This window comes from Aeromonas sp. 604282, assembly GCF_049170575.1.
In the GTDB taxonomy this organism is placed as follows: Bacteria; Pseudomonadota; Gammaproteobacteria; order Enterobacterales; family Aeromonadaceae; genus Aeromonas; species Aeromonas veronii_A.
Genome location: NZ_JAAKMV010000021.1, coordinates 23,436 through 36,196 on the forward strand (window position 1 = coordinate 23,436; position 12,761 = coordinate 36,196).

Below are 12,761 nucleotides of genomic sequence, written 5' to 3' on the forward strand. Positions count from 1 at the left end.
TTAATCCTTTCCGACGTGGAGAATCGCGAGGAAGGCTTCCTGCGGCACGTCGACACGGCCGAGGGACTTCATCCGCTTCTTACCTTCTTTCTGCTTGTTCAGCAGTTTCTTCTTACGACTCACGTCACCACCGTAGCACTTGGCGGTTACGTCTTTACGCAGAGCCTTGACGGTGCTGCGTGCGATGATCTGGTTGCCGATGGCCGCCTGAATGGCGATATCGAACATCTGGCGCGGGATCAGCTCGCGCATCTTCTCCACCACCTGACGACCGCGATACTGGGCGTTGTCCTTGTGGGTGATGATGGCCAGGGCATCGACGCGCTCACCGTTGATCATGATGTCCAGACGGACCATGTCGGAGGTTTCGAAACGCTTGAAGCCATAGTCCAGCGAGGCGTAACCACGACTGGTGGATTTCAGACGGTCGAAGAAGTCGAGCACCACTTCCGCCATCGGGATTTCATAGGTCAGTGCCACCTGCTTGCCGTGATAGACCATGTTGGTCTGCACGCCACGCTTCTCGATACAGAGGGTGATCACGTTGCCCATGTACTCCTGCGGCAGCAGGATGTGGCACTCGGCGATCGGCTCGCGCATCTCCTTGATGCTGGTGATGGCGGGCATCTGGGCCGGGCTGTCGATGTGGATGGTGGAACCGTCGGTCAGCTCGATCTCGTACACTACGGTCGGTGCTGTGGTGATCAGATCCAGATCGTATTCACGCTCCAGACGCTCCTGAATGATCTCCATGTGCAGCATGCCGAGGAAGCCACAACGGAAGCCGAAGCCCAGCGCAGTGGAGCTCTCCGGTTCGAAGAACAGGGAGGCATCGTTCAGGGAGAGCTTGTCGAGGGCGTCACGGAACGACTCGTAGTCATCGCTGGAGATGGGGAACAGACCCGCATAAACCTGCGGCTTCACCTTCTTGAAGCCAGCCAGCGCCTTGTCGGCACCGTTCTTGGCCTGAGTCAGGGTATCGCCCACCGGTGCACCGTGGATGTCCTTGATACCGCAGACAACCCAACCTACCTCGCCACATCCCAGCCCCTGGGTATCCACCTGCTTGGGTGTGAAGATACCGATACGATCGACACCCCACACCTGACCGGTGCTCATCACCTTGATCTTGTCGTTCTTCTTCAGGGAACCGTTCTTGATCCGCACCAGAGAGACAACACCCAGATAGGAGTCGAACCAGGAGTCGATGATCAGCGCCTGCAGCGGGGCATCCGGGTCACCTTCCGGTGCCGGGATCTTGGCGACGATCTCTTCCAGCACCAGATCAACACCCAGACCGGTCTTGGCGGAGCAGCGCACTGCATCAACCGCGTCGATACCGACGATGTCTTCGATCTCCTCGGCAACCCGCTCGGGCTCTGCGGCTGGCAGGTCAATCTTGTTCAGCACCGGCACCACTTCCAAATCCATTTCCATGGCGGTATAGCAGTTTGCCAGAGTCTGTGCCTCAACCCCCTGGCCGGCATCCACCACCAGCAGCGCCCCTTCACAGGCCGCCAAAGAGCGGGAGACCTCGTAGGAGAAATCCACGTGGCCCGGGGTGTCGATAAAGTTCAGCTGGTAGGTGTTACCGTCTTGTGCCTGGTAGTTCAGGGTCACACTCTGTGCTTTGATGGTAATGCCGCGCTCGCGCTCCAGATCCATGGAGTCAAGCACCTGAGCCTGCATCTCGCGGTCGGACAAGCCACCGCAAGTCTGGATCAGACGGTCCGACAGGGTCGATTTACCGTGGTCGATGTGCGCAATAATCGAAAAGTTACGAATGTGTTTCATCGAGCAAGAGTCACTCAAAATTAGTTAAGGTCAGTTATGGAGGCGCGATTTTACTGGATAACCCGGCTGACGGCCATTCTTTAGTCGCCAGCGCCAGTGAAATAGCGCCTGTTCAGTCAGGGGAGGATGCGGACAGGGACTACCACGCCGAGCATCTGCGGGCCGTAGCGCCCCTGATCCAGGCGGTTGGAAAAGTAACGAACCAGTAAAAAGCCCAGCACGCCCCCCAGCAGGCAGCAGAGAATGGTGATCCCCTCCCCGCCCGAGAGCAGCGGTGCCAGCCAGAGCTCCCCCAGCAAGGCGCCGGCCAACAGACAGAACAGCGGCAACACGTAGACCAGCGCAGCTCCGCGCAGCAGACTCTCCTGCGGGATACCGAGCCTCACTTGCTGGCCAACCCGCACCTCGGCGGTCAGCCTGACCCGCAAGCGGGGAGCTTTCAGGGGAAATGCCTTGGCCACGGTGCCGGTACCGCAGTTGGATTGCTGCTGACAACCACTGCAGGCGGAGCGACGCTCGCACTCCACCCAGGCATGGTCACCCTCAATGGCCACCACGGTCGCCAGCTCTTCACTCATCTCATTCACGGCAACACCTCGGGTTCACACAATCAGGGGATCTGACCACGACTCGCCACGCTCGGCAAGCGGGGAAGAACCCCGCATCCCCCGTTACTGCACCGCTTCGTTGCGGGCCAGCGGCTGGACCGACTCGGCGATACGCTTGGCGGTCTCGGCCGGCACCTCACCGACCACGGTGATCTCGACCCCCACCTCGTTGACATAGCTCACCAGCGAAGTCGCCCCCTGGCGGATCAGCTGCTGGCGCACCGCCTGCTTGGGATCAACCCGGGAGACGTAGACCGAGAGATCCACCAGCCCGTCGGAGAGCATCATGTAATCCACCGGCATACTGGTGGTCACCAGCTGGTGCCGGTCTTGCGACAGCACCTTGAAGCCATCGGGCAACCAGGTGATCTGCCAGTTCAACTGCTGTTGCGGTGCTGGATAGGCATCCTCCAGTGCAAGCGCTGGAGGCTGCTTGCTGTTTGCCAGCCTAACCAACCAGGGGGACGGTTTCTGTTGCAATTGCAAATCAACTCCCAGCACCTGCTCCACCAAACTGCCCTCCCGCTCCACCATATCGACTCGCAGCAACAGGTGACTACGCTCGTCAATCCAGAGTACAAAACCATATTTGTCAGCTTCTTTGGGCACTAATCTGACGACTTGAGTGACCTCGCCAGCCACCCGGCTACGGCCAGCCAGCACAGGATCATAACTCTCCAGCACCTGTGCCAGCGGCATCTTTACCAGGGTCGACCAGATACCGGGGAAGCGGGCATCCTTCAAGGTGTAGGGGTCATGGCTGTTCTCGAAAAAGGTGAACTCGTTCTGACGCTGGAGATACTCGATGGCCTTGCCGTCAAGGTAACTGAGGTGGGCTACCTCCTTACCATCAATCACGGCATGGCTGATCCGGATCGGCTCAAGACGCCCCTGACGGGCCTTGACCATAGACAACTCGAAATTCTGTTGCTGCACGGCACTCTGCATCTGCTGCAACAAGGCCTCGGCCGACTTGTCGTCGGCCGAGGCCTTGGCGCTGATCAGCAGGAGAGAGGCCAGCAAAATACGGCTGTACTGGCGCACGTTTATATCCCTGACAACTCGTTATTGTTGGATCTGTCTGTCTTGCAACAGGCGCTGCTGTAACTGGTGATCACGCAGGAAGGCATTGATACGTTCACGCTGCTCCTGCATCTGCTGTTCGGTCATTCCCTGTTGCGGCCGAACGCGGTTACCCTCTTGCGGATAGTGGACGCTCACTGGCGCAGCACTGCCACCGATAGGTATGGTATTGAGCACAGGGTTGTTCGGTACGCCGTCCTGACCCTGGTACTGTTGCACCCCGAAAATCACGGCCGCGGCCACAGAGGCTGCGATGGCATATTGTCCCAGCTGCTGGCCGACCCGACGAAACAGGGGCACCACATTGTTGGAATCTGTCTTGATCGGTGCAACGACCGGTTGTACCACCGACGCAGTCTCAACCGGCTTGGGTGCCAGTATGGTGGGCTCATCTTCCAGTGCAGCCATGATGCTGTCACTGAGATCCAGTTGCAGATTGACCGGCAGGTCACCCCGCATGGCATCGCCGATCAGGTGGTAACGACCCCAGGTAGCTTGCAAGTCGGAGTCCATCTCCAGCTCGTTCAGTACCTCTACGTCACTCAGGTCACCATCCATCAGGGCAGAGATTTGCTCTTTATTTGCCATAAGTTAACCCGTCTTTCCCCAGTTAATTCTCGATCAGAGGTTGCAGCTTTTTATCGATTGCTTCCCTCGCCCGGAAGATACGGGATCTGACCGTACCCACAGGGCAATCCATGATTTCGGCAATCTCTTCATAGCTCAGCCCTTCCAGTTCGCGAAGGGTGATCGCTGTCCTCAGGTCTTCCGGCAATGCCTCTATGGCTGAAAACACGGTGCGTTTGATCTCGTCAGTCAGCGCCAGGTTTTCGGGGGTTGAGACCTCTTGCAAGGCTTCACCACCGCCATAAGACTCCGCTTCGTCAGCCTCCACATCACTGCTGGGCGGCCTGCGCCCCTGGGAGGTCAGATAATTCTTCGCCGTGTTCACGGCAATTCGGTACAACCAAGTGTAAAAAGCACTCTCGCCACGGAATGTCGGCAATGCCCGGTAGGCTTTTATGAAGGCCTCTTGTGCCACATCGGGCACATCGCCGGGATTGTTGACATACCTGGCAACCAAGTTGACCACCTTTTGCTGGTATTTTTTTACCAACAGGTTGAAAGCTGCTTTATCGCCGCGCTGGACCCGTTCAACCAGTTGTTCGTCCAGTAGATTCTGGTCGCTCATCAGAGCCGTAAAACCCCCATCAGGTTATCGTTCTTCTTTTCCGGCCCTTCCTAAGCGCACAAGTTCAGACAGGGAGAATCAGAGAAAGTTCGCTTCAATTGAAAAAAATGTGATGCAGGCTGCATCCTCGCCCTCGCTTGGGCTACCATGGTGCCAGTTCTTAATCCAGGCCAATGATACTTATGAAAGCAAGTGTTGAATACCTTTGCGATGTACTGATCATTGGCAGCGGTGCCGCTGGTTTGTCCCTCGCGTTGCGATTGGCAGACCACGCCAAAGTCCTGGTTCTGAGCAAGGGGCCCATCAGTGAAGGGGCCACTTTCTATGCGCAAGGAGGCATCGCTGCCGTTTTCGACGAAACCGACAGCATCGAATCCCACGTGAGCGACACACTCAACGCCGGGGCAGGGTTGTGTGACCCGGCCGTGGTCGAGTTCACCGCCCGCCACGCCCGCGAGTCCATCCAGTGGCTCATTCAGCAGGGGGTCCCCTTCGATCAGGAGGAGAATGCCGAGGGCGAGTCCCAATACCACCTCACCCGGGAAGGGGGCCACAGCCATCGCCGCATCTTCCACGCGGCGGATGCCACCGGCAAGGCGGTACAGCTCACCTTGATCGATCAGGTGCGCGCTCACCCCAACATCCAGCTGATGGAGCGCTTCAACGCGGTCGACCTCATCACCACCCGCAAGCTCGGCCTGCCGGGCAACAAGGTGCTGGGCGCCTACGTCTGGAACCGCAACGCCGAGCAGGTCGAGGTGATCCGCGCCCGCTTCGTGGCACTGGCCACCGGCGGTGCTTCCAAGGTCTACCAGTACACCTCCAACCCCGATGTGAGCTCTGGCGATGGCATCGCCATGGCGTGGCGGGCCGGCTGCCGGGTGGCGAACCTGGAGTTCAACCAGTTCCACCCCACCAGCCTGTTCCACCCGGATGATCCCAACTTCCTGCTGACCGAAGCACTGCGTGGCGAGGGGGCCTATCTGCGCCGCCCGGACGGCAGCCGCTTTATGCCGGAGTTTGACGAGCGGGCCGAACTGGCGCCACGCGATATCGTCGCTCGCGCCATCGACCACGAGATGAAGCGGCTCGGGGCGGATTGCATGTATCTGGATATCAGCCACAAACCGGCCGATTTCATCATCAAGCACTTCCCGACCATTTATGAGCGCTGCCTTGCGGTCGGTATCGACATCACCAAGGAACCGATGCCCATCGTCCCAGCCGCCCACTACACCTGTGGCGGAGTGATGATCGACAGCAACGGCCAGACCGATATTCCCGGCCTCTACGCCATCGGTGAAGTGACCTACACCGGGCTGCACGGTGCCAACCGCATGGCCTCCAACTCCCTGCTGGAATGCGTGGTCTATGCCCATCAGGCGGGGGCCGACATTCTGGCCAAGCTGCCGATGAGTGTGGAGCCGCCGCGCCTGCCGGTGTGGGACGAGAGCAAGGTGGAAGATTCCGACGAACTGGTGGTGATCCAGCACAACTGGCACGAGCTGCGGTTGATGATGTGGGACTACGTGGGGATAGTGCGTACCAACAAACGCCTGGCCCGCGCCAAGCGCCGCATCGACCTGCTCAAGCAGGAGGTGCAGGAGTACTACGCCAACTTCCGCGTCTCCAACAACCTGCTGGAGCTGCGCAACCTGCTGCAGGTGGCCGAGCTTATCGTCAACTGCGCTCTGCAGCGCAAGGAGTCCCGCGGCCTGCACTACAACCTGGATTATCCGGATATGCTGCCGGACTCCAAACCGACCGTGCTGACCCCGGAGCGGGATTAATCCCCTTCCCGCAAAGCGTTACAGCAATCAGTGACCCCGCCCCGGCGGGGTCACTTGTTTTCAACCGCTTTTCAGCCATAAAAAGAGTGCCGCCAACCACATGGCAGCAGCTTATCGCGCTAAATCAGCGCATGGTCATCACGGGAAGCAGGGGTCAGCGCCGGGATGGCAGAAAGTGGATGGCTCGCGCCAGCAGGCGGTAATGTTCGGGGGGAAGGGCGTCGGAGAAGAGCCACAGTTGTCGTGGCGACACGGCTCCACTCTCTTGCGGCTCGGGGCAAAGCACCAGCCTGAGCACACCGGGCAGAATGCGGCTTTTCTTGCCGAGCTGATAGCGACGCCCTTGCCACTGCAGCCACTGGCCATCCCAAACAAGCTCCAAAGGAGGCTCGACGAGCGTCCGCCAGCTCAGCCAAAGCGCCACCAGCCAGATGGGCAGCAACAGGGCCCACTGCCAACCGGTAATCAGGCCAGCCACCGGCCAGAGCAACAACAGAAAGAGGGCCACCAACAGATATCGCTGATGGCGGGAGGGGTGAACCGTCATGATCACCCGCTCCACGGTATTACCCCTGGCGATCGTGACGAGCCTGATTACGCTCCAGGATCATCTTGATCATCGTGGCGAAAGCTGGATCACTCGGGATGGCATGACCCATGGTCCAACGGAACAAGTCCGGATCATCGCTCTCCAGCAAGCGGATAAAGGTCTGCTGATCGGCTTCGCTCAGGGAGTCGAACTCGTGTTCGAAAAAGGGCATAAAAACAACATCCAGCTCGAGCATGCCACGGCGGCAGGCCCATTTCAGACGGGATTTTTCAACTGGGCTCAACATGGAACTCTCCTTACAAAGACCCGAGGATGGTACCAGCTGGATTTTCCGGCTGACAAACATTAGTTACGTCTTTACCATGCAGGTCACATACTTTCTCTCTGGAATACCATCGTGAGCCTGCAACCCCCTGTATTTCCTGCCGAGCCGACCCGCTTCGCCCTGACCAAGATAGCCATCACCCGACTGAGTGGTCAGGATCGCGTCAAATATCTCCAAGGTCAGGTCACCTGCGACGTCAACGCCCTGCAACCGGGGCAGAGCACGCTGGGTGGTCACTGTGATCCCAAGGGCAAACTGTGGAGCGATTTTCGCCTGCTCTGCCTTGAAGAGAGCCTGCTGCTGCTGACCAGCCCCTCGGTGCTGGAGCGCCAGCTGCCGGAGCTGAAGAAATTTGCCGTCTTCTCCAAGGTCGAGATCGCCGCCGACGAACGCCACGCCACCGGCCTAGCTGGCAAGGGTACCGATGCGTGGATCGCCGCGCAGTTTGGTCTGGAGCAAAGCGGCCTTATCGCTGGCGGCATGGCGGTGAAGATCGAACAGGATCGCTGGCTGCTGGTGAGCAGTGAGCAAGTCGATGCGCTGCCGGCGGGTGACGAATCCCTCTGGTGGGGTCTCGAGATCAAGGCCGGCCTGCCGCACATGGAGGCGGTGCATCAGGGCGAGTTCATCCCGCAGATGCTCAACCTGCAGGTGCTCGACGGCATCTGCTTCAACAAGGGCTGCTACATGGGGCAGGAGACGGTGGCTCGCGCCAAATATCGCGGCGCCAACAACCGCGCCCTGTTCCTGCTGGCGGGCACTACCGGCGAGCAGGTCGCCAGCGGCGATACCCTTGAGCTGCAACTGGGTGACAACTGGCGCCGTAGCGGCATGGTGCTCAACGCCTGGCAACAGGCCGGGCAGGTGTGGCTCACCGCCGTGCTACCAAAAGATACCGAGGCTGACGCCCAATTCCGCCTCAAGCAGGACGAAGGCTCCCGCCTCACCCTGCAACCCCTGCCTTACGCCCTGACCGAGTAAGGTCGGCTAGCGAGGCACCCGCGCCAGCAGTGCCTCCTTCAGCCAGCGCCCCGCCTGCCCCAGCGGGCGGGCGCGATGCCACTGCAACTCCAGCGCCAGCGCGTGGCTGGCGATAAAGTCCGGCTCCAGCACCACCACTTCACCCCGCTTCAGCGGCTGATGCAGCAGAAATTCCGGAATGGCGGACCAGCCAAGACCCCGTTTGACCAGCTCCAGTACCCCGAGATCCCCCTCGACCCACCACACCTGAGCCGAGATGCGAAAACGCTGGCGCTCGCTCCCTTCCCGTCGGCCGGTCACCATCAGCTGGCGTGCCCCCTGCAGATCGACCTCCCGCAGCGGCTGCTTGCGGGCCAGCGGATGATCCGGTGACACCACCAGCGGCATGGTCACCTCCCCCAGCGAATGGGCGACAATCTCTCTCTGGGGATGCACCTTCTGATAACTGATGCCGAGCTGGGCCCGGCCGGTCACCAGCATCTCGGTCACATCCTCCATCAGCGGGAAGAGCAGCTCCAGCTCCACTGTCGGGTAACGAGTGGCGAACGCCTCCAGCAGGGTGCCGAGCCAGGGGAGGTGGGAGTCATCATCGATGGCCAGGGTGAGGCGCGTCTCCACCCCGGCCGCCAGCTCTCCGGCAATGGATTGCAACCGTTCACTCTGCGCCAGCAGGATCCCCGCCTCCTGCACCATGCGGGCCCCCGCCTCCGTCAGCTGCGGATAGCGGCCGCTGCGGTCAAACAGGGTGAGCGCCAGATCGATCTCCAGATTGGCGATAGCGCTGCTCACTACCGACTGTGCCTTGCCCAGCTTGCGGGCGGCAGCGGAAAACGAGCCGGTTTCGGCGGCCGCCAGCAAGATCCTCAGTTGTTCCAGTGATGGCGTCATCTTGTTGCCCTCCGGCAAGCCCTCTCACCCATCTATTTTAGCGATGGATACCAACATGAATCTATCGCAAAAGTTCTATAGATTAACCTGCAATTCGTGAATGAACCTGATTGAGAGAGTGACTTATGCGTACCCGTAACGATCGCCTGCGCCATGCCATTGGCTTTGAATTCATTGGCCTGCTGATTGCCGCCCCGCTGGCCAGCTGGGTTACCGGGGTCGGGCTCAACCATATGGGCCCGCTGGCACTGTTCTTCTCGGTGCTGGCCACCGTCTGGAACTACATCTACAACATCGGGGTCGACAAGCTGCTGCTCAAATATCAGGGCCATACCCACAAAACACTGTGGCAACGGGTGCTGCATACCTTCGGCTTTGAGGGCGGTCTGCTGATCGTCGCGCTGCCGGTCATGTCCTGGTGGCTGAGCGTCAGCATGCTGGAGGCGCTGGTGCTGGATCTGGGCTTCGTCGTCTTCTACCTGATCTATGCCTTCGTCTACAACTGGGGCTATGACAAGGTGTTCCCCATCCCCCGCGAAGTGCCACACGGCATACCACAAGAGGCTCGCTAAGGCACGAATCAGTTGGATTGAAACCGAGAAGTGAAGGTCAACAAGGGAAGGCAACAGAAGAAACGACACGGCCCCATCATGGCAGACATGATGGGGCCGCAAGAGGGGTCAGCGCTGGCAGGCCGGCTGATTCAGAGGTAAGGATTCAGGCCTGCCCGTCGCTCAAGCCCGGGCCTTGAGCTCTTCGCCGCTCTCGTCAGTTGCGACAGCCTCTTCAGGCTGCGCCTGAGCGGCCTGCAGCGCTTCCAGCTCGCTCTGATAATCGCTCAGGATCTGCTGGGCAACCGCCATATCTCCCTTGTGTTTGCGCTCGAACAGATGGTGCTGCACCACGCCGTTGAGATACTCCACCGTGATGGGCTGATCAAGGGTTCCCATCAACTCCTCTTTCTCCAGCTCGGCATTGATTTCATCGGCGGTAGTGCGCAACAGCCCGGCCAATTGAACCAACATGCGGCGCTCACCTTCGCGCAGCAGGCTCAACATGCGGTTTCTCTGCTGCTCATTCTGTTGGGTCATACATATCCTTACGTCAATTGGGAACAAGCCCGCCCATTCTGCCCTGTCCCCATGACAGCGTCTATCTCATGCCCCCCACAAATTTTTAGCGCTGGCTCACAAATGGCTACAGATGCTATTTGAAGCGGCTCTGGGGTATAGTAGCCGCTGATTTTCGGGCGCTTTTTACCTTCATCCGCATAGACAAGGGATGACACGGCAAGGGCGCCTACCCGGTTTACCCCAACGAGGTGAAGATCCGCTTTATGACCGACGCCATTGTGGTGCTCTGCACCTGCCCAGACCAAACCCGTGCCGACCTTCTCTGCGAACAGTTGCTGAACCAGCGGCTGGCCGCCTGCATCAATCAGCTGCCGGGCGTCACCTCCGTCTATCGCTGGCAAGGCAAGGTGGAGCGCACCACCGAGATCCAGCTCATCATCAAATCCCGCCAGTCGCGCTTTACCGAGCTGCAGGCATGCATTCAAGCCCATCATCCCTATGATGTGCCCGAGCTACTGGCCCTGCCGGTGAGTGGCGGACTGCCCGCCTATCTCGACTGGCTGAATGAGGAGACCTCATGACGCTCACCCGCCTGCTCTCTCCTCTGCTGCTCTGTGCCCTGTTGATGACGACAGTGGGCAGCTCCCCGGCCCACGCCAGCGGCTCCGATCTGCTCAGCTCGCTGGGCATTGAGGCCAATGCCAAGCCCAAATTTTTGCAGGTCGATGAGGCCTTTCAGATCGAAAGCGAACAGCGCGGCGATCAGTTGCTGCTGACCCTCCACATCGCCGACGATTACTACCTCTATCGCCACAGCCTGCATTTCAAGGGGAACAACCTCAGCTTCAGCGAGCCGACCCTGCCAGAGGGGACCGAGCATGAGGATGACTTCTTCGGCAAGACCCGGGTCTACTACCAGCAGGTGAGCATCGCGGTGCCGCTAAAGGAGGTGGGGGAAAACGCCACCCTGCGGGTGCGCTATCAGGGCTGTACCGACGGCCTCTGCTACCCGCCGACTGACAAGCTGATCGATGTGGCCCCGCTGGTCACGGCAACCACAACGTCCACTGCTGAAACGGCACAAAGCGTCGCATCTGTGAGCCAGCAAGATCAGCTGGCCGCCGCCCTCAGCCATCAGGGGTTCTGGCTCAGCATCGTCGCCTTCTTCGCACTGGGGCTGGGGCTCGCCTTCACCCCCTGCGTCTTCCCCATGTACCCGATCCTGACCGGCATCATCGCCGGTGCCGGTCATCGCCTCTCCACCGGCCGTGCCTTCCTGCTCTCTCTGGTCTATGTGCAGGGGATGGCGGTCACCTACACCCTGCTGGGGCTGGTAGTGGCCTCGGCGGGTCTGAAATTCCAGGCGGCGCTGCAACACCCCTATGTGCTGATCGGTCTATCGGTGATGTTCGTGCTGCTGGCCCTCTCCATGTTCGGGCTCTACACCCTGCAACTGCCGAGCAGTTTGCAAACCCGTCTCTCCGGCCTCTCCAACCGCCAGCAGGGGGGCTCTGTGGTCGGGGTCGCCATCATGGGGATGATCTCCGGACTGGTCTGCTCCCCCTGCACCACGGCGCCGCTCTCGGGGGCGTTGATCTACGTGGCCCAGAGCGGCGATCTCTGGCTCGGCGGCGCCGCGCTCTATGCGCTCTCACTGGGGATGGGCCTGCCACTGCTACTGCTCGGCACCTCGGGTGGCAAGCTGCTGCCCAAGGCGGGCGCCTGGATGGATGTGATCAAGCAGCTGTTTGGCTTCGCCCTGCTGGCGGTGCCCATCCTGCTGCTGTCACGACTCTGGAGTGATCAAGTTACTACCCTCGCCTGGCTCGCCTGGGGGCTGCTGCTGTGCGGCTATCTCTATCACCACAACCAGCACCAACCCCACTCGGTGGCCAAAAGCGTACGCGGTTTCGTGCTGTTGCTGGCGATGATCAGTGCCGTGGTGGTGGGCAAGGATCTGCTGCAACCGGCCGCCCCTGCTGCCGTCACGGCGGATGCCAGTCAAACGGCGCCGCAGTTTGTCCGCATCAAGACCCTGGATGATCTCAAGGTGCAGCTGGCCGCCGCCCGCGGCAAGCCGGTTCTGCTCGACCTCTACGCCGACTGGTGCGTCGCCTGCAAGGAGTTTGAACACAAGACCTTCAGCGACCCCGCGGTGCGGGAGCGCTTCAGCCAAATGGTGCTGCTGCAGGCGGATGTCACCGCCAACGACGATGCCGATATCGAACTGCTCAACAGCCTCAATGTACTGGGGCTGCCGACCCTCATCTTCTTCGACCGCGAGGGCAAGGAGCTGACAGGCCAGCGGGTCACCGGTTTTATGGGGCCGACCGAGTTTCTGGGCAAACTTGATCAGCTACGCTGACCAACGGCGCCCCTGTCGACAGGCAGGGGCCGCCTCATGCGTTACGCACTGATTTTTCTGGCAATCCCTTGTATATGACCGGCAGCATGGCAGAATTTGCCCTTCGATTGTC

General features: G+C 60.1%; 14 protein-coding genes. 5 read left to right on the forward strand and 9 right to left on the reverse strand.

Annotated elements, in window-relative coordinates:
- The 5 genes from lepA to rpoE form a co-directional block, all read right to left on the reverse strand.
- The gene (gene lepA / locus G5367_RS19425; protein ID WP_005335396.1) at positions 1-1,794 is read right to left on the reverse strand and encodes a translation elongation factor 4; all 1,794 of its coding nucleotides are present in this window, start codon (positions 1,792-1,794) and stop codon (positions 1-3) included.
- 116 nt (positions 1,795-1,910) lie between these two features.
- On the reverse strand, positions 1,911-2,372 hold the full coding sequence (locus G5367_RS19430; RefSeq protein WP_421245030.1) for a SoxR reducing system RseC family protein: 462 nt from the start codon (positions 2,370-2,372) through the stop codon (positions 1,911-1,913).
- Between the two features lie 93 nt (positions 2,373-2,465).
- Positions 2,466-3,446 (reverse strand): MucB/RseB C-terminal domain-containing protein, encoded by a 981-nt coding sequence (locus G5367_RS19435; protein WP_005340930.1) that lies wholly within the window; start codon positions 3,444-3,446, stop codon positions 2,466-2,468.
- A gap of 21 nt (positions 3,447-3,467) precedes the next feature.
- On the reverse strand, positions 3,468-4,073 hold the full coding sequence (locus tag G5367_RS19440) for a sigma-E factor negative regulatory protein (protein WP_421245018.1): 606 nt from the start codon (positions 4,071-4,073) through the stop codon (positions 3,468-3,470).
- Positions 4,074-4,095: 22 nt separating this feature from the next.
- Positions 4,096-4,677, reverse strand: coding sequence for an RNA polymerase sigma factor RpoE (rpoE, locus tag G5367_RS19445; protein ID WP_042062096.1), 582 nt, complete (start codon positions 4,675-4,677; stop codon positions 4,096-4,098).
- A 182-nt stretch (positions 4,678-4,859) separates the two neighbouring features.
- On the opposite strand from rpoE, the gene nadB reads away from it, so the two are divergent.
- Positions 4,860-6,467 carry an L-aspartate oxidase gene (gene nadB, locus G5367_RS19450; RefSeq protein WP_216980204.1) on the forward strand — a complete coding sequence of 536 codons (1,608 nt, stop codon included), beginning with the start codon at positions 4,860-4,862 and terminating at the stop codon, positions 6,465-6,467.
- 154 nt (positions 6,468-6,621) lie between these two features.
- Here nadB and G5367_RS19455 read toward each other — a convergent pair whose 3' ends face one another.
- Both G5367_RS19455 and G5367_RS19460 read right to left on the reverse strand, forming a co-directional pair.
- Positions 6,622-7,014 carry a protein YgfX gene (locus tag G5367_RS19455; protein ID WP_421294899.1) on the reverse strand — a complete coding sequence of 131 codons (393 nt, stop codon included), beginning with the start codon at positions 7,012-7,014 and terminating at the stop codon, positions 6,622-6,624.
- A gap of 19 nt (positions 7,015-7,033) precedes the next feature.
- On the reverse strand, positions 7,034-7,303 hold the full coding sequence (locus G5367_RS19460; protein WP_236348725.1) for a succinate dehydrogenase assembly factor 2: 270 nt from the start codon (positions 7,301-7,303) through the stop codon (positions 7,034-7,036).
- A gap of 111 nt (positions 7,304-7,414) precedes the next feature.
- On the opposite strand from G5367_RS19460, the gene ygfZ reads away from it, so the two are divergent.
- Positions 7,415-8,323 carry a tRNA-modifying protein YgfZ gene (gene ygfZ, locus G5367_RS19465; protein ID WP_421245016.1) on the forward strand — a complete coding sequence of 303 codons (909 nt, stop codon included), beginning with the start codon at positions 7,415-7,417 and terminating at the stop codon, positions 8,321-8,323.
- Between the two features lie 6 nt (positions 8,324-8,329).
- Here ygfZ and G5367_RS19470 read toward each other — a convergent pair whose 3' ends face one another.
- A complete protein-coding gene (locus G5367_RS19470; RefSeq protein ID WP_021229472.1) occupies positions 8,330-9,211 on the reverse strand; it encodes a LysR family transcriptional regulator in 882 nt (293 codons plus the stop codon).
- A 125-nt stretch (positions 9,212-9,336) separates the two neighbouring features.
- On the opposite strand from G5367_RS19470, the gene G5367_RS19475 reads away from it, so the two are divergent.
- Complete coding sequence (locus tag G5367_RS19475) at positions 9,337-9,783, forward strand: PACE efflux transporter (RefSeq protein WP_421245015.1); 447 nt, start codon at positions 9,337-9,339, stop codon at positions 9,781-9,783.
- 162 nt (positions 9,784-9,945) lie between these two features.
- On the opposite strand, the gene G5367_RS19480 is transcribed toward G5367_RS19475, so the two are convergent.
- A complete protein-coding gene (locus G5367_RS19480) occupies positions 9,946-10,302 on the reverse strand; it encodes a hypothetical protein (protein ID WP_216980201.1) in 357 nt (118 codons plus the stop codon).
- Positions 10,303-10,547: 245 nt separating this feature from the next.
- Here G5367_RS19480 and cutA point away from each other — a divergent pair, with 245 nt between their 5' ends.
- Positions 10,548-10,865: a divalent-cation tolerance protein CutA gene (gene cutA / locus G5367_RS19485; RefSeq protein ID WP_337073329.1), complete on the forward strand. Its 318-nt coding sequence runs from the start codon at positions 10,548-10,550 to the stop codon at positions 10,863-10,865.
- The gene (locus G5367_RS19490) at positions 10,862-12,649 is read left to right on the forward strand and encodes a protein-disulfide reductase DsbD (protein ID WP_337073330.1); all 1,788 of its coding nucleotides are present in this window, start codon (positions 10,862-10,864) and stop codon (positions 12,647-12,649) included. Before cutA ends, G5367_RS19490 begins: the two co-directional genes overlap by 4 nt.
- The last annotated feature ends 112 nt before the right edge of the window (positions 12,650-12,761 follow it).

Coding starts and splice junctions, on each gene's coding strand:
- G5367_RS19430 (WP_421245030.1), bottom strand. CDS start 2,372: ATGAGTGAAGAGCTGGCGACCGTGGTGGCCATTGAGGGTGACCATGCC.
- G5367_RS19490 (WP_337073330.1), top strand. CDS start 10,862: ATGACGCTCACCCGCCTGCTCTCTCCTCTGCTGCTCTGTGCCCTGTTG.
- lepA (WP_005335396.1), bottom strand. CDS start 1,794: ATGAAACACATTCGTAACTTTTCGATTATTGCGCACATCGACCACGGT.
- G5367_RS19470 (WP_021229472.1), bottom strand. CDS start 9,211: ATGACGCCATCACTGGAACAACTGAGGATCTTGCTGGCGGCCGCCGAA.
- G5367_RS19475 (WP_421245015.1), top strand. CDS start 9,337: ATGCGTACCCGTAACGATCGCCTGCGCCATGCCATTGGCTTTGAATTC.
- G5367_RS19480 (WP_216980201.1), bottom strand. CDS start 10,302: ATGACCCAACAGAATGAGCAGCAGAGAAACCGCATGTTGAGCCTGCTG.
- rpoE (WP_042062096.1), bottom strand. CDS start 4,677: ATGAGCGACCAGAATCTACTGGACGAACAACTGGTTGAACGGGTCCAG.
- cutA (WP_337073329.1), top strand. CDS start 10,548: ATGACCGACGCCATTGTGGTGCTCTGCACCTGCCCAGACCAAACCCGT.
- G5367_RS19440 (WP_421245018.1), bottom strand. CDS start 4,073: ATGGCAAATAAAGAGCAAATCTCTGCCCTGATGGATGGTGACCTGAGT.
- nadB (WP_216980204.1), top strand. CDS start 4,860: ATGAAAGCAAGTGTTGAATACCTTTGCGATGTACTGATCATTGGCAGC.
- G5367_RS19455 (WP_421294899.1), bottom strand. CDS start 7,014: ATGACGGTTCACCCCTCCCGCCATCAGCGATATCTGTTGGTGGCCCTC.
- G5367_RS19460 (WP_236348725.1), bottom strand. CDS start 7,303: ATGTTGAGCCCAGTTGAAAAATCCCGTCTGAAATGGGCCTGCCGCCGT.